Source organism: Pseudoalteromonas sp. S1612 (genome assembly GCF_005887175.1).
GTDB classification, from domain to species: domain Bacteria; phylum Pseudomonadota; class Gammaproteobacteria; order Enterobacterales; family Alteromonadaceae; genus Pseudoalteromonas; species Pseudoalteromonas undina.
The window spans coordinates 44541-67341 of record NZ_PNDH01000011.1; the positions used below are offsets into that span (position 1 = coordinate 44541).

At 39.2% G+C, this 22801-nt stretch carries 21 protein-coding genes and 1 pseudogene; 13 read left to right on the forward strand and 9 right to left on the reverse strand.

Annotated elements, in window-relative coordinates; translation table 11 throughout:
* Positions 1 to 4 precede the first annotated feature (4 nt).
* The 3 genes from dapD to CWB78_RS05355 all read left to right on the forward strand — a co-directional run bounded on the left by dapD (position 5) and on the right by CWB78_RS05355 (position 4399).
* The gene (gene dapD / locus CWB78_RS05345; RefSeq protein WP_010388107.1) at positions 5 to 832 is read left to right on the forward strand and encodes a 2,3,4,5-tetrahydropyridine-2,6-dicarboxylate N-succinyltransferase; all 828 of its coding nucleotides are present in this window, start codon (positions 5 to 7) and stop codon (positions 830 to 832) included.
* A gap of 276 nt (positions 833 to 1108) precedes the next feature.
* Positions 1109 to 2131, forward strand: coding sequence for a tetratricopeptide repeat protein (locus tag CWB78_RS05350; protein WP_138594532.1), 1023 nt, complete (start codon positions 1109 to 1111; stop codon positions 2129 to 2131).
* Between the two features lie 237 nt (positions 2132 to 2368).
* A complete protein-coding gene (locus tag CWB78_RS05355; protein WP_138594534.1) occupies positions 2369 to 4399 on the forward strand; it encodes a BCCT family transporter in 2031 nt (676 codons plus the stop codon).
* An 85-nt stretch (positions 4400 to 4484) separates the two neighbouring features.
* Here CWB78_RS05355 and CWB78_RS19140 read toward each other — a convergent pair.
* Positions 4485 to 4562 (reverse strand): annotated as a pseudogene (locus CWB78_RS19140) (4a-hydroxytetrahydrobiopterin dehydratase); the annotation flags it as partial.
* A gap of 246 nt (positions 4563 to 4808) precedes the next feature.
* Between CWB78_RS19140 and CWB78_RS05360 the strand changes: the two are divergent.
* The 4 genes from CWB78_RS05360 to CWB78_RS05375 are packed head-to-tail and all read left to right on the forward strand — an operon-like array spanning position 4809 to position 9548.
* Complete coding sequence (locus tag CWB78_RS05360) at positions 4809 to 6044, forward strand: HlyD family secretion protein (RefSeq protein WP_055013470.1); 1236 nt, start codon at positions 4809 to 4811, stop codon at positions 6042 to 6044.
* A complete protein-coding gene (locus CWB78_RS05365; protein WP_138594536.1) occupies positions 6044 to 6724 on the forward strand; it encodes an ABC transporter ATP-binding protein in 681 nt (226 codons plus the stop codon). Before CWB78_RS05360 ends, CWB78_RS05365 begins: the two co-directional genes overlap by 1 nt.
* A complete protein-coding gene (locus CWB78_RS05370; protein ID WP_138594538.1) occupies positions 6724 to 9084 on the forward strand; it encodes an ADOP family protein in 2361 nt (786 codons plus the stop codon). Before CWB78_RS05365 ends, CWB78_RS05370 begins: the two co-directional genes overlap by 1 nt.
* A gap of 8 nt (positions 9085 to 9092) precedes the next feature.
* Complete coding sequence (locus CWB78_RS05375) at positions 9093 to 9548, forward strand: hypothetical protein (protein WP_138594540.1); 456 nt, start codon at positions 9093 to 9095, stop codon at positions 9546 to 9548.
* A gap of 64 nt (positions 9549 to 9612) precedes the next feature.
* Here CWB78_RS05375 and CWB78_RS05380 read toward each other — a convergent pair whose 3' ends face one another.
* From CWB78_RS05380 to pspA, 8 genes are all read right to left on the reverse strand, one after another.
* The gene (locus CWB78_RS05380) at positions 9613 to 9957 is read right to left on the reverse strand and encodes a 4a-hydroxytetrahydrobiopterin dehydratase (protein WP_008111000.1); all 345 of its coding nucleotides are present in this window, start codon (positions 9955 to 9957) and stop codon (positions 9613 to 9615) included.
* Between the two features lie 36 nt (positions 9958 to 9993).
* A complete protein-coding gene (gene phhA, locus CWB78_RS05385; RefSeq protein ID WP_008111003.1) occupies positions 9994 to 10791 on the reverse strand; it encodes a phenylalanine 4-monooxygenase in 798 nt (265 codons plus the stop codon).
* 238 nt (positions 10792 to 11029) lie between these two features.
* Positions 11030 to 12211, reverse strand: coding sequence for a methionine gamma-lyase (gene megL / locus CWB78_RS05390; protein WP_075169623.1), 1182 nt, complete (start codon positions 12209 to 12211; stop codon positions 11030 to 11032).
* Between the two features lie 145 nt (positions 12212 to 12356).
* Positions 12357 to 13382: a TIGR01620 family protein gene (locus tag CWB78_RS05395; protein ID WP_036953773.1), complete on the reverse strand. Its 1026-nt coding sequence runs from the start codon at positions 13380 to 13382 to the stop codon at positions 12357 to 12359.
* Positions 13379 to 14797 (reverse strand): YcjX family GTP-binding protein, encoded by a 1419-nt coding sequence (locus CWB78_RS05400; protein WP_138594542.1) that lies wholly within the window; start codon positions 14795 to 14797, stop codon positions 13379 to 13381. The genes CWB78_RS05395 and CWB78_RS05400 overlap by 4 nt, the downstream gene beginning before the upstream one ends.
* A 63-nt stretch (positions 14798 to 14860) precedes the next feature.
* Entirely contained in the window at positions 14861 to 15262 is a 402-nt protein-coding gene (gene pspC, locus CWB78_RS05405; RefSeq protein ID WP_075169626.1) for an envelope stress response membrane protein PspC, read from the reverse strand.
* Positions 15259 to 15492 (reverse strand): envelope stress response membrane protein PspB, encoded by a 234-nt coding sequence (gene pspB / locus CWB78_RS05410; protein ID WP_010388090.1) that lies wholly within the window; start codon positions 15490 to 15492, stop codon positions 15259 to 15261. Before pspB ends, pspC begins: the two co-directional genes overlap by 4 nt.
* A 63-nt stretch (positions 15493 to 15555) precedes the next feature.
* Entirely contained in the window at positions 15556 to 16215 is a 660-nt protein-coding gene (gene pspA / locus CWB78_RS05415; RefSeq protein ID WP_010388087.1) for a phage shock protein PspA, read from the reverse strand.
* A 186-nt stretch (positions 16216 to 16401) separates the two neighbouring features.
* On the opposite strand from pspA, the gene pspF reads away from it, so the two are divergent.
* Genes pspF through CWB78_RS05445 form a run of 6 tightly spaced genes read left to right on the forward strand, consistent with a single transcriptional unit; the run spans position 16402 to position 22756 of the window.
* Positions 16402 to 17466, forward strand: coding sequence for a phage shock protein operon transcriptional activator (gene pspF / locus CWB78_RS05420; RefSeq protein ID WP_010388085.1), 1065 nt, complete (start codon positions 16402 to 16404; stop codon positions 17464 to 17466).
* Positions 17467 to 17480: 14 nt separating this feature from the next.
* A complete protein-coding gene (locus CWB78_RS05425) occupies positions 17481 to 19088 on the forward strand; it encodes an ABC transporter substrate-binding protein (protein ID WP_054202404.1) in 1608 nt (535 codons plus the stop codon).
* Positions 19088 to 20122, forward strand: a complete 1035-nt coding sequence (locus CWB78_RS05430; protein ID WP_109874328.1) for an ABC transporter permease — start codon at positions 19088 to 19090, stop codon at positions 20120 to 20122. Before CWB78_RS05425 ends, CWB78_RS05430 begins: the two co-directional genes overlap by 1 nt.
* The gene (locus tag CWB78_RS05435; RefSeq protein WP_010388079.1) at positions 20109 to 21002 is read left to right on the forward strand and encodes an ABC transporter permease subunit; all 894 of its coding nucleotides are present in this window, start codon (positions 20109 to 20111) and stop codon (positions 21000 to 21002) included. The genes CWB78_RS05430 and CWB78_RS05435 overlap by 14 nt, the downstream gene beginning before the upstream one ends.
* A complete protein-coding gene (locus CWB78_RS05440; protein ID WP_010388077.1) occupies positions 21003 to 21995 on the forward strand; it encodes a peptide ABC transporter ATP-binding protein in 993 nt (330 codons plus the stop codon).
* On the forward strand, positions 21995 to 22756 hold the full coding sequence (locus tag CWB78_RS05445) for an ATP-binding cassette domain-containing protein (RefSeq protein WP_054202403.1): 762 nt from the start codon (positions 21995 to 21997) through the stop codon (positions 22754 to 22756). Before CWB78_RS05440 ends, CWB78_RS05445 begins: the two co-directional genes overlap by 1 nt.
* The last annotated feature ends 45 nt before the right edge of the window (positions 22757 to 22801 follow it).

Below are 22801 nucleotides of genomic sequence, written 5' to 3' on the forward strand. Positions count from 1 at the left end.
CACTATGTCAGATTTAAAAACCATGATTGAAAATGCGTGGGATAACCGCGACAGCATTAGCCCAACAACCGTATCAAGCGATGTTAAACAAGCAATTATTGATGCACTTGAGCTATTAGATAGTGGCGCAGCGCGTGTTGCAGAAAAAATTTCTGGCGAATGGGTTGTTCATCAATGGCTTAAAAAAGCCGTACTACTTTCATTTAGAATTCGTGAAAACCAACCAATGAATGATGGCGTAAATCAATTTTACGACAAAGTACCGCTTAAATTTAGCGACTACACACCAGAACAGTTTCAACAAGGCGGCATGCGCGTAGTACCCAACGCCGTTGCCCGTAAAGGCAGCTTTGTAGGGAAAAACGTGGTACTAATGCCATCGTATGTAAACATTGGTGCCTATGTTGATGAAGGCACTATGGTTGATACATGGGCCACTGTAGGTTCATGTGCTCAAATTGGTAAGAATGTACACTTATCAGGCGGTGTGGGCATAGGCGGTGTTTTAGAGCCGCTACAAGCAAATCCTACCATCATTGAAGACAATTGCTTTATTGGCGCACGTTCAGAAATTGTTGAAGGCGTTATCGTTGAAGAAGGTGCGGTTATTTCAATGGGTGTTTACATTAGCCAAAGTACCCGTATTTATGACCGTGAAACCGGTGAAATTCATTATGGTCGCGTACCTGCTGGTGCTGTTGTGGTTCCAGGTGCTCTGCCTTCAAAAGATGGCACGCATAGTTTATACGCTGCGATTATTGTGAAAAAAGTTGATCAACAAACACGCGAAAAAGTAGGCATTAACGCTCTGCTTCGCTCAATTGATGATTAAAAAGCAGTTGTAAGTTTTTAGCTGTAAGCGCTAAGCAGGTTAATATTAAACGTGGATTGGGTTGAGTAAAACGAAACCCAACAACATATTAAAGTTAAGTGTATTCGCTAAAATTTAATTACATACAGAAAAAGCTCTAAGCTTGTATAGGTTTAGGGCTTTTTTAGTGCTTTTAAAATACCTTCTCACAAACCTGTACCCTTTAATCGCGTTGCTTTGTTAGATACCTGCATCTATAGTGAATAAACGCATAATTCGATTATCGAGGATAAGTTGTTGCGCCTTTTCGTTTTAGGTTGGTTGGTGTTATTTGGTTCAACGCAGGCTATGGCTAATGATTTTACATCGTTTGAAGCTAAACTTAACGAAGCCGAAGATTATCTTGTTGTTAATCCCGCACAATCAATAATCATTCTTGAAAATCTCAAAGAACTAAATACAGCTCCTGTTGCGCTATTTATCCGCTGGCACTTGCTTTATGCCCGAACAGCCGTGCCCACAAGTCATTACGATCGGCTTTATAAATCGATTGACGCAATATTTCAGCATCATCAAGCTGACTACTTCAAACAAAAATTGACCACCATAATGAGTGCCTTGGGAATATGGCTACGCCATGCTGAATACTTAAGCGATGCCCAGATCTCATTCAAATGTGCTTATAAATATGCGCACAACGATCGCCAACGATTAACACTCACCAACAGTATGGCGCTGGTTGCTCGCTCGCAAAATGACTTTGCTAAAGCGCGTGCTTTATACTTAAATAATCTTGATCTCACCACGCAATTAAAGCTTCCTAATATAACAGCACTTATAAAAAGTAACTTGGGCTACTTAGCGCTTGATGAAGGCAGTGTTACTGAGGCTGAGCGCTACTTTAGAAGTGCGTTAAGCCTTAACCAAAATATTGATAAACGCGCGGGGCAAATCTCAACCGGGCTTAATTTATTAATGGTCTTTTTAATTCAAGAACATCAGCTTAACTTTGAACGTCTCTATACTCCAACGGCAACTTTAACCCATGCATTTCCCAACGAAGCTAAACAAGCACAGCTACTTTGGCTTGAATTAGGCTACAAAAATTTAACTGGCGATTTCATAAGTCAAAAAGATAAACATCAGCTGCAAGCAGCTTACGAGCAATTAGAAAGCGATAAAATGAAACAGCTAGTAGCACATTATCTAGCTAAAAAGCTTGATGTTACTTTAACCCTACCTGAGCCCATTACCGCTAAAGAGTTTACCAGCCCTTGGTTTAACTTAGTAAAGCAATGCAATTGGGAGAAAAGCTTATAGCTTTAAGTTATAAACGTTTATCTGAGCTGAGTTAAACGCCGATGAAATTACACAGAGCTACTCGTCACTGACAGCCGGATTAAAAAGTATGGTTATCAATTTGCTAACACCTATAAATTAACTTTTACCGTCCTTTTTAAAGTATATAAATCAAGCAACTGAATTAGCCAATAAACGGAATATATAATAAGGTAGGCAAGCATACTTGAAAGTTAGCAATTAATATTAAGGATTAATATGACAAAAACTGCTTTACGCTCAACTATTTTGCTACCTGTATTTTTGCCTGCAGTATTTATTATTCTACTCTTGGTCATTGGTACAAGTAGTAACCCTGAACTCGCAGGTCAGGCATTTAGTGTTGCCCTTGCGTGGATAACAGAAACCTTTGGCTGGTTTTATATGTTATCAGTCGCTATCTTCTTGGTATTTATTGTGTGTGTCGCCGCCTCCAGTTGGGGGAATATAAAACTAGGCCCCGATCATGCACAGCCGCAATACAGCTTTGGTGAGTGGTTTGCCATGCTATTTTCTGCCGGTTACGGCGTAGCGCTACTTTATTTTGGTGTAGCCGAGCCAGTACTGCATTACGCATCCCCGCCATCGGGTGCGGCTGAAACCGTGGATGCCGCTAAGCAAGCAATGCAAATTGCCTTTTTCCATTGGGGATTTCATATTTGGGCTATTTATGGAATTGTTGGTTTAGTGCTGGCTTATTTTGCCTTTCGTCATGGTCTGCCGCTGTCTATTCGCTCAGCCTTGTATCCACTAATTGGTGATAAAATATATGGTCCTATCGGCCATACCGTTGATGTATTTGCCATACTAGGCACCTTGTTTGGTATTGCTACCACGCTCGGACTTTCGGTAACTCAAATCAACGCGGGGCTACACTATTTATGGCCCGATATTCCTATTAATACCACAGTACAAATTACCGCGATTGCTATTATTACCGCCGCAGCAACGCTCTCTGTAATCGCAGGGATGGATAAAGGGGTAAAACGTTTATCAATCGTGAATATGACCTTAGCGGTTTCATTAATGGCCTTTGTATTTTTTATTGGCCCAACTATTCATATTTTAGAATCGTTTTTACAAAATACCGGCAGTTATCTTAGTGGTATTGTTGAGCGGACCTTTAACTTACAAGCCTATAGTCGCAGTGATTGGATTGGGAACTGGACTTTATTTATATTTGGCTGGACGATTGCGTGGGCGCCGTTTGTTGGGATGTTTATCGCAAAAATTAGTCGCGGTAGAACTATTAGGCAATTTGTTGTTGGTGTAATGTTAGTTCCCACTATTTTTACTTTTTTATGGTTCTCAGTTTTTGGCGATACAGCACTGAATTTAATAATGAATGAAGGCTTTGATACGCTCATTGGTGATGTACAAGCAAATCATGCCGTCGCGTTATTTCAATTATTTGAAGTGTTACCGCTCTCATTTTTTATTTCGCTACTCACGGTTATTTTAATTGTTACCTTTTTTGTTACCTCGTCTGATTCCGGCTCTTTGGTAATCGACTCACTCGCTTCAGGTGGAAATATTAATACGCCAGCATGGCAGCGGGTGTTTTGGGCGGTGCTTGAAGGCGCTGTGGCGGCTGTTTTATTAGTGGCTGGTGGATTGAGTGCACTGCAAACCATGACCATTGCCAGTGCCTTACCCTTTGCTATCATTATGCTAATTGCCACTGCGGGGCTTTGGCGAGCGCTAAGAATTGAAGGCCATCGCGATACCAGCCTACAAGCACATTCACTCAATAGTCGTAATATTGATCTATCCCATTGGAAACGCCGTTTAGCGGCTATGGTTAATTACCCCAATAAAGAAAAAGTACATACTTTTATTGGTAGCGTAGTCGTTGAGGCAATGAAAGCCGTACAAGCAGAGTTGAAATCTCGACAATGGCATGCCGTGGTCGAATTTGATACTGATTTAGGACGCGCTCATTTAACTGTACTACGCCATGAGCATGTTGATTTTGTTTATGATATTCGCCTTACCGAGCATCCTATGCCAAGCTTTGCTTACTCAGAGCTGCGCCCAGATAATGACAATACTGAAATGTATTATAAGGCCGATGTATTTTTACGTCGTGGTGGTCTGTCGTACGATGTTTATGGCTACAATGAAGATGATATTGTGAAGGATATTCTTGATCAGTTTGAGAACTACTTACACTTTTTAGGTAACAGCCCCGGCGAACTACCTTGGGATATGGCTGAGCATGATGACATGTTAAATATCGATAAAGCTTAACTGATACAGCCAGTATTGATAAAACTGTAATTAAAAATAAAAAAGGCACTGTAAAGTGCCTTTTTATTTACTCAAATCTAATTAATTACAGCGCGTTAAGTACATCATCTGTTTTAGCAGCGCAAATGAAGTCATTTTTGTGTAACAACGTAATCGTTATTTTTATCTCATTTCATAAGTAAACGAAATGATTAAATTCCCCTTAAGCTGCATTAAAATAAAATTTACATAATTAACTTACTGATGGTATAACTGAACATGTTTTGGGAACGAGATGGTGAAAAATTAGGCTGCTAGCTAAAAACCTCACTCAGCTAGCTACCTCTTAAACCCTTTATGTAAAAAAGTGAAAACTTAAACCGTGTTCACCCTATTTTAAAATAGTAAAAGCAGACAGCAGGTTGTACTAATGGAAGAGTATTTAATCGTAAAACAACAAAAGAAAATTCCATTTATTATTGGAGCTTTATTGTTGTTAATAGCTCTTGGCTATTCAATTAAAGTAGTGCTGTTATCTAATGAAATACCTGCTCGTTATTTGAAACCAATACTCATATCTAAAATATCCTCGCCTAATATACTAAAAGGTATTGGCACTATAGAGCCTACACAAAAGGAGCTGTTATCTGCGCCTCTAAAAGGCAATATAACTGCACTTACAATTCGTGAAGGGCAAATCATAAAAAAAGGCCAAGTATTGGCAAAGCTCGTTAACTACGAATTAGAGCAAGAAATACATACCGCTAACTATGAACAACTGAATTTAGAGTCACAAGTAGCCATTGATAAGAGCAACTTAGCAATCAAACTTTCACAAGCTAAGGTCGATTTATCTAAAGCTCAAATGGCACTGCAACAACAATTACTTGAATTGAACGCTAATAATGTTTTGATGGAACAGGGTATTATTTCTGCTATTCGCTTTAAGCAAAGTGAAATGCTATATAAACAAAGTGAACTTGAAGTAAACGCTAAAAAAGAAGAACTTAACTTATTTAAAGGCGCATTTAATCAACAATTAATAGCGCTTAATAATAAAATGAGTATAGCTAAAAACAAGCTTAACTATTTAAATAAACGCCAAGAGCAACTCACTCTTAAGTCAAGTTTCGACGGAATTGTAAGCCAACATTTAGCTAAATTAGGCCAAGCAGTTACTCAAGGTCAGCCTTTGTTTGAGTTAATAGAAACAGATAATCTACTGGCAAAAATACAAGTTCCTCAATATTCATCTAATCAATTAGTAATTGGTCAACACGCCGACATAATCACACCAAGTGGAACGATAAAAGCCAAGGTTGAATATATTGATACTGTAATAAGGGATGGAGCTATTAATGTATTTTTAAATATTGAGACGCCACCTCCATGGCTTAGAAGTAGTCAAGCAATAGAAGCTCATATTTATTCTGAAGAATCTATAACAGTGCAAAATATTAAAAAACCAAGTGACTTTGATAGCCATAGCCAATGGAAGGTTTATGAGATAACGCCATCAAGCAAAGCTATTCTTACCCATATAAATTACAAATCGATCGAGCAATACACGTTAAGCTTAGATGAACCACTAAAAGGTAACTATGTGTTACTAATACCAGCTGATTACGCTACTGAAAATAACTTTGATTTAAAAGGTGCTTTTTGATGGATTATCCACTAATCGAATTTAACAATGTTTTTTATCAATACCCTAATACCAAAGTTAATACCCTTAAATCTATCAATTTTAAAATAAACAGTGGCGATTACATTGCAATTTCGGGGACTTCTGGCAGTGGTAAAAGTACCCTACTCTCTATTTTAGGCTTACTAAACTTACCTAGCGAAGGGCAATACACTATTTTAGGCACTAACACAGCAGAGCTAACCCCGGATGCTATTGCCACTATTAAAAATAGAGAGTTTGGCTTTATATTTCAAAACTTTAATTTATTAAATCATTTAAGCGTTTTTGATAACGTTGCTTTGCCACTTAGTTACAACAAGTCTGTATCAAGACATGATTATCAAAAAAAAGTAGAAACTGCACTTAATAAAGTAAACATGCTTGAGTTTATTAACACAAAGCCAAATCAATTATCGGGGGGGCAGCAGCAACGCGTGGCTATTGCTCGAGCATTAATAAACGAGCCTTCTATTATTTTAGCCGACGAGCCAACCGGTAATTTAGATTCAAACAATAGCGATAAAATATATCAGTTACTCAATAAGCTAAATCACGAAGGTAAAACCATTTGCTTAATAACACATGATGAAAACCATGCTAAGACGGCAAAAACGCGCATGTATATTCAAGATGGCAATCTAAGTGCTCAAGGGTATTAATGCGTCACTTAATCATTGATTTAACTTTTAATTGGCTAAAATACGCTAAGACAAATATTAAATTATGGCTCAGCTGCTTATTACTAAGTATTCCATTATGTTTAATTTTAAACACAAGTAATATTCATAGTCAGTATTTATCGGCTGATTACACGGCTATAAATAACAGTCAAGCTATTAAGCAAATTTATTTAAATGATTCTCAAACGGACCTACCCGTTGATGGATATATATTTGATGAAATCACTTTATTACACAATAACCTAACTGGCATTTTTGAGCGTTCAATCGAATTATCATTTAAGCGTTCAGTTAACCATGAAAGTGAGACAGCTAAAGTAAACTTCATATCGGGCGGCTATGAAGAATTAGGTATAATCCCCACTGTAGGTAGCTATGAGCAGTTAGATTTTCCAAAGCAAGGCAGCGCACTAAGTGCTGCTATTAGTTATTCATTTTGGCAAACTCACTTTGAGGGAGCAGCTAACGTTCTTGGCAAACAACTTATAGTTAATAAAAAAAGCATAAATATTGTTGCAGTAATGCCAGAGGCTTTTACAAGTTTTAGGCGTAATTATAAGTCAGACCTTATTATTCCATACGATCAGCTTAAACAAGTACTCCCTCAAGAGAGCAGCCTAACTCCAGATACGTTTACTTATATATTAGGGAACATTAAAAACGAAGCCGCTTTTTTAAAACCACTAAACAAGCACTTGCAAACCGAGATGTTTATATTTGATAACACCGAGCTTAAATTCAGTAATGGCATTGGCATTAACCCAACTCACTTTAACAAAGTGGTAAAACGCCTCAATCTATTACAATTATTATATTATATTTTGCTAACATTCAGCTTTATAGCATTTTGTGCGTTTTATTGCGCTGAATCCATAAAAAAGCAACAAGAAGAAGCTATTCGTAAATTGTGCGGAGCAAATACTACGCATATTTTTATCCAGCAAATTATTGATATAACTCTTACCAGCTTACTACTCATAATTGTAATTTGTGCTCTTTACCCGCTGAGTAATCACATTAGTACTCTATTATTACCAAGCTTAAAGCAGCTTAGCATTGCATTTTCATCAAGTAAGTTCGTCATATTTTATGGCTCTATAACTATATTTTTATTTATGCTTAATTATCTTCAAAGAAAGTGGATAACCACAAGTATTGGTCGTGGGCAAAGCGCAACTATAAGCGAAAAAATTCAGGTTTTTTCGTTACTTTCATTACTTACGAGCCTTGCCATTACAAGTGTTTACATTAGTAGTTTAGTTATATTTAGCCAAATTAATTTAAATAATAAAAATATGGGATTTGTTGCTGATAATATTTTAATTGCTAGTTTTAGCTTCCCGCAATCATCTAGCGAAGCATTTAACGCAAATAACTCCGCCCAACAATTGATGCAGCAATTAAATTCAATTTCTATTGTTGATGAAGTATCGCTTAGCTCAGTCCCGCCGCTATCGAAACGCAGTGGTTTTAGCAAATGGTATACCGTTACCGGGCAAGCTATAAGCTCAGGTAAAAGTGCCAGCACTGCAAGTCATAGAATAAGCCCTCAGTATTTTAAAACTATTGGCGCTAAGCTTATCTCAGGTAAAAGTATGCAATGGCAGCAATATCAAAAAGTTGTAGTTAACAAGGCTTTATGGGAACAATACTTTGAAGGCACAGAGTTGAGTCAAGCTTATTTATTAGCTCAATTTAATACAGGGAAAATAAAACATAAAGTGGTGGGTGTTGTTAATAATATATATAACGAAGGAGCAGATACACCGGCACAACCCATAGTCTATAGTGTAATAAGTGCACTTACAGGTTTTGAAACAATTATAATTAAAACCAATACGCCTATCAAACATGTTGAAAATGAACTAAAAAAGGCACTTAAGACATTAAGTGTAAGCTTTAACGATTTATCTCTTACGCCCCTTTCATCTCTAGTAAAAAATGAACAAGCACCGAGAAAGGCATTACTCATAATTACAATTGTCTGTGCAATAATTCTTTTACTTTCTGCACTTTTATACAACTACAGCAGCATAAAACAACTCACAGCTAAGTCATCAACGGAACTCGCCCTAAGGCGTGCTGTAGGTGCTCGTAGCTATCAAATATGTTATTTATTTTTGAGGTTGTTTTTTATTACATTTATGGTCGCTCATATAATTATTATTACTGTCTTTTTTTCTCAATATGAAAAGCTAAATGACTTTTTATTCAAGCAGCCTATTTTTGATCTAAACACTATAATTATAGTGCATTTAATCATTTTGCTAGCGGTTGTATTTATTATTGCTATAGAGATTAAAAAAACACTGAGTAACTCTTGGAACAACTTAACTTAAGGATAAACATGTACAAATTAATTATAGCCTTACTACTTTTGTATAGCGGTAACACGTACGCCGAGAATTATAGCTTCTCGCATTACCAAATGGTTAAGTCGCCCATTAATAATACCGCTCCACAAATATTTTTATTTAACAGCAAAGGCGAGTTAATGCATTACTCAGATAAATATTTACCCAATATTTTATCTATTTTTAAAAATAAACAAAGCCATCCTGATTCTGATTTACTTAAAAGTAATTTAGAACAACTATTAACAGCATTACCCGATTTTACCCAACAAAAATATACGTTAATTTATACTTCGATAGATGAGGATGTAGGCCCTTGTCCGCCTTGTAGGCAACAAGAAAAAACTATCGACATTCTCAAAAATAAGTTTTCTGATAAACAACTAAAGGTTCATTCAATTTCTATCAATGCTAGTGACTATGGCATGCTGAACGCAGATAAAACCTAAGTAACTAAACACACATAAAAAAAGGCACTTTGCGGTGCCTTTTTATTTACTCAAATCTAATTAATTACAGCGCGTTAAATACGTCATCTGTTTTAGCAGCGCAAATGAAGTCATTTTTATGCAGACCTTTAATTGAATGGCTCCACCAAGTCACGGTTACTTTGCCCCATTCGGTTAATAAACCCGGGTGATGCCCTTCGTCTTCAGCCATATCACCTACCTTATTGGTAAACGCAATGGCTTGTTTAAAGTTTTTAAACTTATAAACGCGCTCTAACTGCATAATACCGTCGCGTACTTCTGGCACCCAGTCAGGGATTTTTTTAATTAATTCAGCCAATTCAGCATCAGATACTTTTGGTGCATCTGCATGACAGGCTTCACATTTTTGTGCACTTAATGAAGACATTTTAAATCCTTAGTTTAGCGTTACTTTTTTCAAAAATTAACTAGCTAATTTTTCTTTTGGAGGAAACTTAGGGTCGTGCAAACCAAGTGATTTAGCTTGCTCAACTAAAGTCATTATATCCATTTGAGATATTTCAAACAGATCATGAATCGAATTTATCGTGTAATACAATGGTTGCATAATATCTATACGGTACGGTGTACGTAGCACATCTAACACATTCATTGGATTAATCTCTGGTGTATCTGAATACACGTATTGGGTTTCCCCTGGGCTTGATAAAATACCGCCACCGTAAATACGCAATCCTTTTTCAGTTTGCATCAAACCAAACTCAACGGTAAACCAGTACATGCGCGCTAAATAAACGCGATCTTTTTTCTCTGCCGCGTATCCTAGTTGCCCATACTTGTGGGTAAATTCTGCAAAGTCAGGATTGGTTAGCATGGCACAATGACCAAATATCTCATGAAAAATATCGGGTTCTTGTAAGTAGTCAAATTCTTCACGGCTACGAATGAAGGTAGCTACAGGAAATTGCTTGTTAGCGAGCAACCTAAAAAACTCATCAAAATCGATAAGTGCAGGTACAGGTGCAACCTGCCAACCTGTGGTTGCTAAAAGTACTTCGTTTAGCTCACTCAGCTGTGGGATACGATCATGAGGCAGATTGATTTTTTTCAATCCTTCCATGTACTCATCACAGGCTTTGCCTTCTATGCACGCAAGTTGGCGTGCTACAAGCTCAGACCAAATTTTATTTTCTTCATCGCTCCAATGTATAACCCCATTTTCATCAGGTGTTTTGGAGGTGTAATTACTTGCTTTAGCCATAAATACCTTCTTTGGGATAAAACCCTAAATCGGTGTCAAAATAACAGCCAAATGCTTGGCTATTCGATGTAGCCATACTATGCAAAAGTGAACAAAAGTTTAATAGCTTGACGCAGATCAATACTTTTGCAGATCACACAGATCGTAAATTTAAAATTACACTAGAGCAAAGATAAAAACACAGCCCATTCTTAATAGTGCCCACAGGAAGAATTTAATGTAACCATTAATTTACACCTCAAGATATTTTAGTAAATGCTTGGTTGAGATCGTTAATAATATCGTTAACATCTTCAAGTCCAACTGATAAACGAATTAAACCATCACTAATTCCAGCTGCTAGTCTTTCTTCGGGAGTGTATGGCGAATGCGTCATTGATGCAGGGTGTTGAATGAGCGTTTCAGCATCGCCTAAGCTAACCGCTAATGTGCACAGTTGCATACTATCAATAAAATGCTCACCGTCGGTTAAGCTCCCTTTAATTTCAAAGGCAATAACACCGCCAGCCGCTTTCATTTGCTTACCAATATACTTGTAACCCGGGTGAGACTTAAGCCCAGGGTAATACACTTTATTTACTTGCGGATGAGCTTCTAAATACTCAGCAATCGTTTGCGCACTTTGGCAATGGCGTTCAATGCGAATAGCTAAAGTTTTTAAGCCGCGATTTATTAACCACGCATCGTGTGGACTAATAGTGGCACCAATATCTTTAAGCACGGTCATTTTAATCTGTGTAATATGCTCAAGTGAACCACACACAATACCCGCAACAACATCGCCGTGACCATTTAAATACTTGGTCGCGCTATGCATTATAATATCGATACCGTACTTTTTTGGTGACTGCAGCAGCGGGGTTAAAAACGTATTGTCGACCACACTCAGTAAATTATGCTGTTTAGCAACATCGCCAATAAGTGCTAAATCAATCACTGCCATGGTTGGATTGATTGGTGTTTCTACAAATATCATTTTTGAGTTAGGTTTAATGGCTGCGCGCAGTTCACTCTCATTGGTCATATCAACAAAGGTGACTTCAATTCCCCATCGCGGCAACATATGCGAAAAAAAAGCAAAGGTGCAGCCATACAGAGCGCTTGATGCAATTAAATGATCGCCTTGCGATAGGAAGCTTAGTACCGAAGCGGATACCGCACCCATACCTGTTGCCGTGGCGGCGGCGGCCTCACAGCCTTCTAATTGCGCCACTTTTTGCTCAAGTTCAGTAGTGGTTGGGTTACCTAAACGCGTGTAAATATAACCGGGCTCCTCACCTGCAAAGCGGGCAGCACCTTGAGCGGCATTTTCAAAATGAAACGTAGACGTTTGATACAAAGGTGAGGTTAATGCGCCATGGGGGTCGTTTGCTTTTTGTGGGCCATGGATACATTGGGTATTTTGATGATGCTTGCTCATTGTGTGTTCTCGTTTTTATTATGTGTGTCAATAGCATAAATAAAACGCACCGCACTTAAAATCACAAGCATGCCGGATGCTCAGATGGCTATTTGTGCAAACTTTACCCAAAAAGCTGTACACAAATATTGCCAACGAAGTCTCACTACTTAGTTTCAGCTCCCTTACGGCTCATAATTTTACTCGCAATCCCTTGGACTGTGCCTTTTAACAAGCTACGCTTGTTTTCAAGACGCGGTAAGGGTCGGCTTAACTCCATAGCTTTGTAACCAATACGCGCTGTAAATATACCGGCACTAACACCTTGTGCAGCTCGCCCTGAAAGCTTTCCTAATAATTCAGCACTGAGTGCCGTGGCAGCTAAATCAGAAACGAGCTCTGCACTACCTACAAACATTACTTGCTTAATAAGCATGCGGTAAAGTTTAATGCGGCTGGCATAACCAAAGCCAATGCCATATATTCGGCCTATTTGCTCTATTAATTTAGTGCCACGCCACAGCACAGCCATCATATCCACCAGCGCAATAGGGCTTAGAGCAACTAATAAAGCTGACTCTGTTGCAAAACGGTTTATTAACTTTTTAGCTTGATTGTCTTGCGTTATCAGTAAGCTATTCGCGTACAGAGACATTATTTCTTTGTCACTGTGGTGCGTAGCGACCTGATTTTTAAAGTTTTCGAAATTATCTAATTGCTGATGTTTATTAAGCTTTTCAAGCCAAGGTATCGCCCCGCCTACCTGCTCACTATTGAGCAAACGGTTAGCTTCATGGCGGTGTAGCTGATTACGCTTTAAGCTGCGTAACATTCTATATTCACGCCACAATAAACGCGATATCAGTAGTACACCGGTTATTACAGCGGTTAAGTACACCCCACCTAAAATAACTGACTGCTGAAACGCCAATACAATTGAAAATGCGAACTCAAGTAATATTAAAACAATAAAGCTCAGTGCAAATAGGCCTTTAAGGGTTTGCCACTTAGACTTTTTATATACAGGCTCAATATCGATTTCAGGTTCAATTAGCTCGTCGCTATCTTTGCTAGGCTGCTCACTTTGTCCCTGCTCTACGACTTTAGCCGCTAATAAATCTGGTTCATTTTGCTCAATATTTTGGGCATTAATACGACGCCCAGCCTGAAATTGGTGTGTTGACTCACTCATGTTAACTTATCTCCTAACAAGTACTGCATCACATGGTCTAAGCGAATGTGCTTAAGCTGTTGATCTGGGCTTGGCATAGGTGCAAACGATAAAAACTCAAACCCATGTGCTGGCCACTCACTTTTATTGAGCATTCTGCTCGGCGGCTGAGGAGGCAGGTAAGTTAGCCACTGTTGTTCATCCAATGGCTTGCCATAGATACAGTCGAGTGTTTGCCCCTTATCAACCACTTGGCGAGACACAGTGGCAGCAATTGATGACATCGCCAATGTTTCTATTTTTACCCCATCAAATTTTAAGTGATTGCTTTGCTCTTTAACTAACGAATCGAGTAACAATGCAAGATCTTTGTGATGCTTCGCACTGATGTGATCGGACTTATTAGCAGCAAATAATATTTTATCAATATTAGGTTTAAACAAGCGTTTAAAAAAACCAGAATCACCATAGCTAAAGTGTGACAATAGTTGATTGATAACTCGACTTTGCTCAGCCAACGTTTCATAACCTTCATTTAACGCACTCAGTACATCTACCAAGACGATTTGACGGTCAAAATGGCGAAAATGCTCATTATAAAATGGCTTAACGACTTCTTTTACGTAAGCATCAAAACGTTTAATTAAATGCGCTAAGTTAGAACCCGCTACTACATCGTCACTGATTTTTTCAGGACTAATTGGAAAAAATAGTAATAATGGTGCACCTTGCAAGTCACCCGGCATTAACATCCGCCCAGGCTGTAACATGGCAAGCTTAGTGTCTTTTTTTAGCCCTACCAACATGGTTTGATAACATCGTGCAATATCAGCCAGTGCGTTTTCATCTACCGGTGCATCTAAATCAAGCAGCTCTATGGATTGTAAAAATTCAGCTGAGCTTTGATCACGTGGCGTTTGACTAAGTAATGGATATTGTTGCTCGCACCACTGTTCAAAGCTTTGTGCGAGCATAGGTAGGTCAAGCAGCCACTCACCAGGATAGTCAATAATATCTAAATAAAGCGTCGATTGGGGTGAGAAATGACCGCGCAGACCCGCGTTGCTTTGATATTTAATCGCCAAACGTAAAGTATTAATTCGCTCGGTAGAAGCGGGCCATGCAGGGTCGCCTTCACTTGGTAGTAAAGCACTTATTGCACGGTTGTAATCAAAAGTGGGAACATTTAATGCCTCTTGCGGCACAATTTTAGTAGCAATGTGGCGGTGTTCACGCATTACATCGAAAAAAGGTAAGTTGTTGTCATTCGCCTGAGAGGTTAAATGCTTAACTAACGCGCTAATAAACGCCGTTTTACCACTGCCGCTCAGCCCTGTTACGGCAAGTTTAACGTGTTGATCTAAACTACGGTGCAGGGCTTTTTGTGCTTTGCCTTTAACGCTTTTGAAGGTCTTTTTTGCAAATGATTGGCTCATAAAGTGTTTTGCACCTTAGTTGCCGTCATTGATCAGGCTGCAAACAAGGTGCTTATTAATCCTTTAAAGTTTATTAATTTCACGGCTGACCGTAAACTCGCTTGAAGTAACGTAGCGTTCCATGTTTTGAAGGCGGCTATCTACACGGGTCAATCGCTCTTTTAAGTCTTGAAGCGCACGACGCGGTGGCTCGCCTTTTTGCCATACTTTAAATTTTACTTCTAGCGGATCACCGCCATAGGTTGATTGTGTTTTATTTACAGCACTGGGTTGTTTTTTATCTAAAATAAACCACGCTGCAATATACGCTACCACAAATAATGGGCCACCGGTTAGTAGTACAGCACTAACAAAAATAATGCGAACTAACCATAACTCCATATTAAAGTAGTCACTTAATCCCGCACATACACCGGCAATTTTACCGCGTTGTGGGTCTCTTAATAATTCGCGTTTGGTGTTCATACTTTTTGTCTCCACTGTGGTGACTCTTGATCAAGTAACGCTTCTAATGTCTCGATTCTATCAGTCATTTTTTCAGCTTTTTGAGCAAGTTCTAATAACTGGTGATGCTCATGCTCGCTTAACCCTTGGCTTACCTGCTTTTTGCTTCGATAGTGTAAAATTAACCACAGTGGTGCAACAAAAATCATAAACAAGATAAAGGGTGCAATTAGTATCTCTGGATCAAACATAATCCTCTCCTGACAATCCGTATTCAATGTTGATGTCAGGGGCACAAGGCCCCTGTTTTATATTTATTTATTCGAGAGTTTCTTTTTAAGTTCAGCTAACTCGTCGTCAATTTTTTCATTCTTTTGTAAATCAGCAATTTCATCTGCTAACGTTTGTTTACCCAAATCATAAGACTCTATTTGAGATTCTAGCCCATCAATTTTGGTTTCGTAACGTTCAAAACGATTAAGTGCATCATCTACTTTAGAACTATCAAGTGCTTTTTTAACCTCAAGGCGCGACTCAGCCGAGCGTTGACGTAAAATAATCGCTTTTTGACGTGCTTTAGCATCCGCTAGTTTCTCTTGTAGCGTAGTCACTTCTTGCTGTAGTTTCTCGATATGAGATTCTACATGATCAAGTTCACTTTCTACTGCAGCGACTGCATCGGCTGATTTTTGCTTTTCAAGTAAAGCTGAGCGAGCTAAATCATCACGATCTTTGCTCAGTGCTAATTCGGCTTTGTCTTGCCAATCGCTTACTTGAGCTTTTAGTGTGTCTACGCGACGTACTAATTCTTTTTTCTCAGCAAGGGTTTTTGCTGACGTAGAGCGTACCTCTACTAGTGTATCTTCCATCTCTTGGATAATAAGACGAACCATTTTTTCAGGATCTTCTGCTTTATCTAAAATGGCATTGATATTAGAATTAACAATGTCTGCAAAACGTGAAAAAATTCCCATAACATATACCTCTATTATTTAATCTAAATGTGTCTGCTTTTATTAGTATCAATATGCTTGCCAACTTTTATATTTTTAAAATACCATTTATTTTCAATATGTTAAATGTAAATTACAAATTACTTTTGTTATCTGCCATAATGAAATACACTAACTGTTAGTAAAAATGACTAAGAGTTAGGAAATATGAGTCAATATCGCCAACAGGACAATTTACTTGGCCAATCAGACAGCTTTTTATCGGTGCTTGATCAGGTTTCGCAACTGGCTAACCTAGATAAACCCGTACTTATTATTGGTGAACGTGGTACCGGTAAAGAGCTAATTGCAGCACGTTTACACTTTTTATCCAAACGCTGGGATCAAAGTTACGTCAAGCTTAACTGTGCGGCATTGAACGAAAACCTGCTCGAGAGTGAATTATTTGGTCATGAAAGTGGCGCTTTCACAGGCGCAAGTAAACGCCATGAAGGCCGCTTTGAGCGCGCCAATAGTGGTACCTTGTTCTTAGATGAGTTAGCAAATACCTCTGCCATGGTGCAAGAAAAGCTATTAAGAGTGATTGAGTATGGTGAGTTTGAGCGTGTTGGCGGCAAGCAAACCGTTAAAGTAGACACTCGTTTAGTCTGTGCAACCAATGAAGACTTACCCCATTTAGCACAACAAGGTGAATTTAGAAGTGATTTACTCGATAGACTCGCGTTTGATGTGATCACCTTACCGCCACTGCGTGAACGTCAAGATGACATTATGTTGCTAGCTGAACAGTTTGCGATGAACATGGCACGAGATCTTGAGTGGGAGCTATTTAGTGGCTTTACCCGTAGTGCACAAGAAAGTTTACTCAGTTATGAGTGGCCGGGTAATGTCCGTGAACTTAAAAATGTGGTAGAACGAAGTCTGTATCGCCACGGCAATGAACATATTCCTGTACATAAAATTATTTTAGACCCATTCGAAAGTCGCTTTAGACCTAAAGCCCGCATAAAACATGCACAAGCACCTGCTATAATACAATCTGAACCGACTACTCATGCACAGCCTATAGAAGCGCCTGTAGCATTGAGTTCAAGTACCAAAGAACCTGAGTTTCCATGCGACTTAAAAACGCTCTCTAATGAATTTGAAATTACATTGATAAAAAAAGCATTAGAACATAGCCAATTTAATCAAAAGAAGACTGCAGAAGTACTTGGTTTAACGTATCATCAACTACGTGGTTATTTGAAAAAATACAATTTGCTAGAATAGTAGAGGTTGTGCGGGTGCATAAATTATTACTTGCTTTAATATCATTGAGCTTAGTAGGTTGCATTGATAGTAAAGAAGAAATCTTAGAAGAAAAAAACCAAGGCCTCGTTTATTGCGCCGAGGCTAATCCTGTGTCGTTTAACCCACAAGTCACAACAACAGGATCGACTATCGATATTATTGCTAACCAGTTATACGACCGGTTAATTAGTATTGACCCCGTGACCGCCGAATTTAAGAGTGAACTTGCCACTGATTGGAAGATCAGTAAAGACGGTAAATCGGTTACCTTCACTTTGCGCAAAGGAGTTAAGTTTCATACCACCTCTTATTTCACTCCTAGCCGTGAATTTAACGCTGATGATGTAATATTTACTTTTAGTCGATTATTCGACGTTTATAATCCTTATCACTTTATTGGCGATGCTAATTACCCTTACTTTCAAAGTGTGGGGATTGACCAGCTAATTCGTAAAATTGTTAGAGTCTCTGATCATCAAGTACGATTTGAGTTATTTAATGCCGAGAGCAGCTTTTTAGCTAATATGGCGACCGATTTTGCTGTCGTGCTCTCTAAAGAATATGCCATGGCGCTCAAAGCTAATAATCAAGAAAACCTATTTGATCAATACCCTATTGGAACAGGCCCCTATATTTATAAAGAGTACCGACGCGATCATTTAGTGCGCTTTTATAAAAACGCTGATTATTGGAAGCATGAGGTTGCCCTTGAGCAATTGGTGTACGACATTACTCCAAATGGTACCACCCGTATCGCTAAAATATTGACCAAAGAGTGTGATGTAACCGCACACCCGAGTAGTGCCCAATTAAGTATTTTAGCGCAGCGTGATGATATTAACGTTGAAAGAGAAACTAACTTAAATATTGGTTACTGGGCATTTAATACCGAGCGTCCACCGTTTGATAACTTAAAAGTACGTCAAGCATTGGTTCATGCCATTGATGTAGATAAAATAATGCAAGCGGTATATTACGGGAATGGACTGCGTGCACAATCTATTCTTCCGCCTACGTCATGGGCATTTGAACTACAAAAAAACATGCCTATTTTTGACCCACAGTTAGCAAAAAAATTATTAACTGAAGCTGGTTTTCCAAAAGGCTTTGATATGAGCATTTGGGCTATGCCGGTAAGCCGTATTTATAACCCCAATGCCCGCAAAATGGCTGAGCTAATGCAAAGTGATTTACGCAAAATTGGCGTTAATGTAAATATTGTAGAATATGAATGGAACACCTTTATTCAACGCATTGGTGAGCATCGCCACGACAGTGTGTTATTAGGTTGGGCAGCTGATACACCTGATCCCGATAACTTTTTTAGCCCATTATTAAGTTGTACTGCGACCTTTAGTGGCAAAAACCCTGCAAACTGGTGTAACCCTGAATTTGATTTACTACTGACCAAAGCGTTAGACACCACAGATTTAAATTTACGTAAACAATATTACGACGCAGCACAAAGCATGATCATCAAACAATTGCCTTTACTGCCAATTGCCCATGGCATGCGTTTTCAAGCAAGTAGCGCAGATGTTGAGGGCATTACCTTAGGGCCATTCGGTGCTATTTCGTTGGCTAACGCGAGGAAAAAATAATGATCTTAGATTATATTTTACGCCGCCTCGGACTGTTATTTTTTATGGTGTTGCTACTCAGTATTTTTACCTTTTCGTTGAGTTATTTATTTCCTGGCGATCCGCTCAGTAACTTAAGCGGCATACCTGACACTAACTTTACCCAAAATGCGCAGTTAGAAGAAAAGTACTTATTTAACAGTAACTACTTTATGCAGTACATCGCCTTTGTAGGACGAATTTTACAAGGGGATTGGGGAATGTCATTCGCCTCGGGGAGCAGTGTTTTCGCCCATGTGGTTGATTTAATTCCTGCAACATTAGAGCTAAGTATCTATGCGTTATTTATTTCGGTGGTAGTGGGTGTGCCTGTCGGTATTTTAGCATCGGCATATAATAAACAATGGCCTGATAAATTTATTAGCTCTACAGCGATGATTGGCTATTCTATGCCGATTTTTTGGCTGGCATTATTATTAATTATGGTTTTTTCGCTCAAGCTTGGCTGGTTTCCCATGTCGGGGCGAGTGAGCTTGTTGTATGAGATACCCGCGAGCACAGGATTTATTTTACTTGATATTTTACTCGCTGATTTTCCTTACAATGGTTTGGCCATGTTAGATGCGCTGCATCACCTTACTTTACCTACTATTGTACTTGCGATGTATCCAACCACGGTATTAGTGCGCTTTACTCGCGAATCGATGTTAAAAGTGATGGATCAAAACTTCATTAAAACAGCTCGCGCCAAAGGGCTTACTCGTGGGCAGCTTATTATTCATCACGCCCTAAGAAATGCCTTACTACCGGTTATAAAACAAATAGGTTTGCAGTTTAGTACCTTGATCACCTTAGCGATGATCACTGAAGTTATTTTTTCGTGGCCAGGGATCGGTCGCTGGTTAATAGACAGTATTTATCAACGTGATTATCCCGCCATACAAGGTGGGTTAATGGCCGTCTCTTTATTTATTATTATTGCCACAATTATGGCCGAACTGACCTACACCCTACTCGATCCTCTGTCTCGGAACCAAGCGCATGGCAAAGTTTAACTTATTTTCAGAAGATTCAAATAAATCGCCATTAGCGAGACTCTGGCGAAAGTTTAAAAATAACCACCCTGCACTGGTTGGCTTATGGGTGTTTATTGCCTTTAGTCTGTTAGCGGCTACCGCGCCTTTTCTTGCGCCTTATGGGGTAAATCAACAGCACAGTGATGCACTATTACTGCCTCCCTCGTGGAATGAAATGGGCGATGTGCGGTTTATACTTGGCACCGATGATTTAGGCCGAGATGTGCTGTCTCGTTTAATGAATGGCGCCACATATACGTTCGGGTTATCGGTTGTGGCTGCACTGATCACCACTGTTATTGGTGTGTTGGTAGGTACCTTTGCAGGGATCAGTAAAGGCATACGTTCTAGTTTTTTGAACCACTTACTGGATGTAACGCTGTCAATTCCCTCATTGTTACTGGCCATCATTATTATTGCCATACTTGGGCCTGGATTAATGAATACCGTATGGGCAATTATTTTAGCCTTATTACCCCAGTTTATTCATTCAATTAGAAACCTGATAGTTGACGAACTTGGCAAAGATTATGTTACAGCCTACCGCTTAGATGGCGCCTCTAAATGGCATATTTTATCACGCGGGATTTTTCCTAATGTGTATGAATATATTGTAGTTATTTTTACGATGGCGCTTTCTACTGCTATTTTAGATATTGCGGCATTAGGGTTTTTAAAACTGGGTGCACAGCCGCCGACTACTGAATGGGGCGCAATTTTAGCAGAGAACTTAGGACTTATATATTTAGCACCTTGGACGGTAGCATTGCCGGGCGTCCTGTTATTTTTAGCGGTTCTTTCAACAAACTTAGTGGGCGATGGACTTCGCAAAGTTTTACAAGCGCGTAAGGCCGATTAGATGCAGTTACTAGATATTCGAAATTTAACCATTGAACTTCAAACTTCCGAAACCGCCATTCGTGCTGTTGATCGCGTAAGCTTTAGTTTAAAAGAAGGTGAAGTACACGCTTTAGTGGGCGAATCAGGCTCTGGCAAAAGCTTAATTGCAAAAGCCATCGTCGGCGTGCTTAATGAGCGCTGGGTGATAACCGCAGATAGAATGCATTGGCGTGGTGTTGACTTAATGCGCTTAACACCAGAGCAACGCCGTAAAACAGTTAGCCAAGACATTGCGATGATTTACCAAGACCCCAGTCGCTGTCTAGATCCTACTGCTAAAATATTTAACCAAATCGCTGAAACACTGCCTGAAGTGGCTGCTAAAGGATTTTTCTTAAAACGCAACCGAGAGCGTAAAGATCGTGTTAAAGCCTTAATACATAAAGTAGGTATTAAAAATCATGAAGCGGTGCTTGATAGCTACCCGCATGAGCTCTCTGAGGGCGTATGCCAAAAGGTTATGATAGCCATGGCGATTGCCCGTACACCGAAGCTACTCATTGCTGATGAGCCTACAACCGCACTAGAAAGCACCACCCGTGCACAGGTGTTTAGGTTATTAAAAAGTTTAAATCAGCTAAAGAACATGTCTATTTTGATGATCTCTCATGAGCTGGAAGAAATTGTTAATTGGTCGCATGGTATTCATGTGTTGTACTGCGGTCAAATGGTTGAAGCAGGTCCAACACACCGTATTTTTAGCCAACCTCGCCATCCGTATACGCAGGCTTTACTAAAAAGCCTGCCCGATTATGAGCATGGTTTAGCCCATAAAGAACCCTTTTATGCGCTTAAAGGCACTATTCCAACATTACAACATTTACCGATTGGTTGTCGACTCGGTCCACGTTGCCCACAAGCACAAAAAGAATGTGTGGTTGCGCCTAAACTTTCAAAGCATCATGGTCATAGCTACGCCTGTCACTTCCCGCTGATCAAGGAAATAAAATAATGCAGCCACTGTTAAAAGTTCAAGCCTTATCAAAAACCTTTAACATGCGCGCGGGTCTGTTTAGCCGTAAAAAGTTTGATGTTTTAAAAAACATCTCATTTTGTATTGGTAAAGGTGAAACAATTGCCATTATTGGTGAAACAGGCTCAGGAAAAAGTACCCTGGCTAAATTATTAGTGGGTGCATACAGTGCCGATAGCGGGCAGATATTATTAGAGAATAACACTATAGAAAACAATGGTAATCGTGATGCCCAGTGTCGTTATATCCGAATGATTTTTCAAGACTCCGCCACCTCATTAAACCCAGCAGTGACCATTGCTGAAATGCTCGATGATTGCCTAAAATTCAATACTGATTTTGATAAAACTCAACGTAGTGAAAAAATTGGTAGTACGCTGCTTAAAGTGGGTCTACTGGTCGATCATCAGCAATACTATCCGCATATGTTTAGTGTGGGGCAATTACAGCGTGTAGCGCTCGCTCGCGCGCTTATATTAGATCCTAAGGTTGTTGTACTCGATGAGGCACTTTCATCGCTTGACCCTTCTGTAAGAGCGCAAATAGTAAATCTATTACTTAAACTACAGCTTGAAACTGGATTAACCTATATTTTGATCACCCATCATTTAAGTTTAGTGCGCCATATTAGCGACCAGCTAGTGGTACTCAATAAGGGTGAGATTGTTGAATACGGCGCTACAGAAACTATTTTTCAAAACCCGCAATCAAAGGTTACTCAGCGCTTATTGAGTTGTTAATGTCTAAACAAACAAAAAAGGCGCCAATTGGCGCCCTTTTTAATT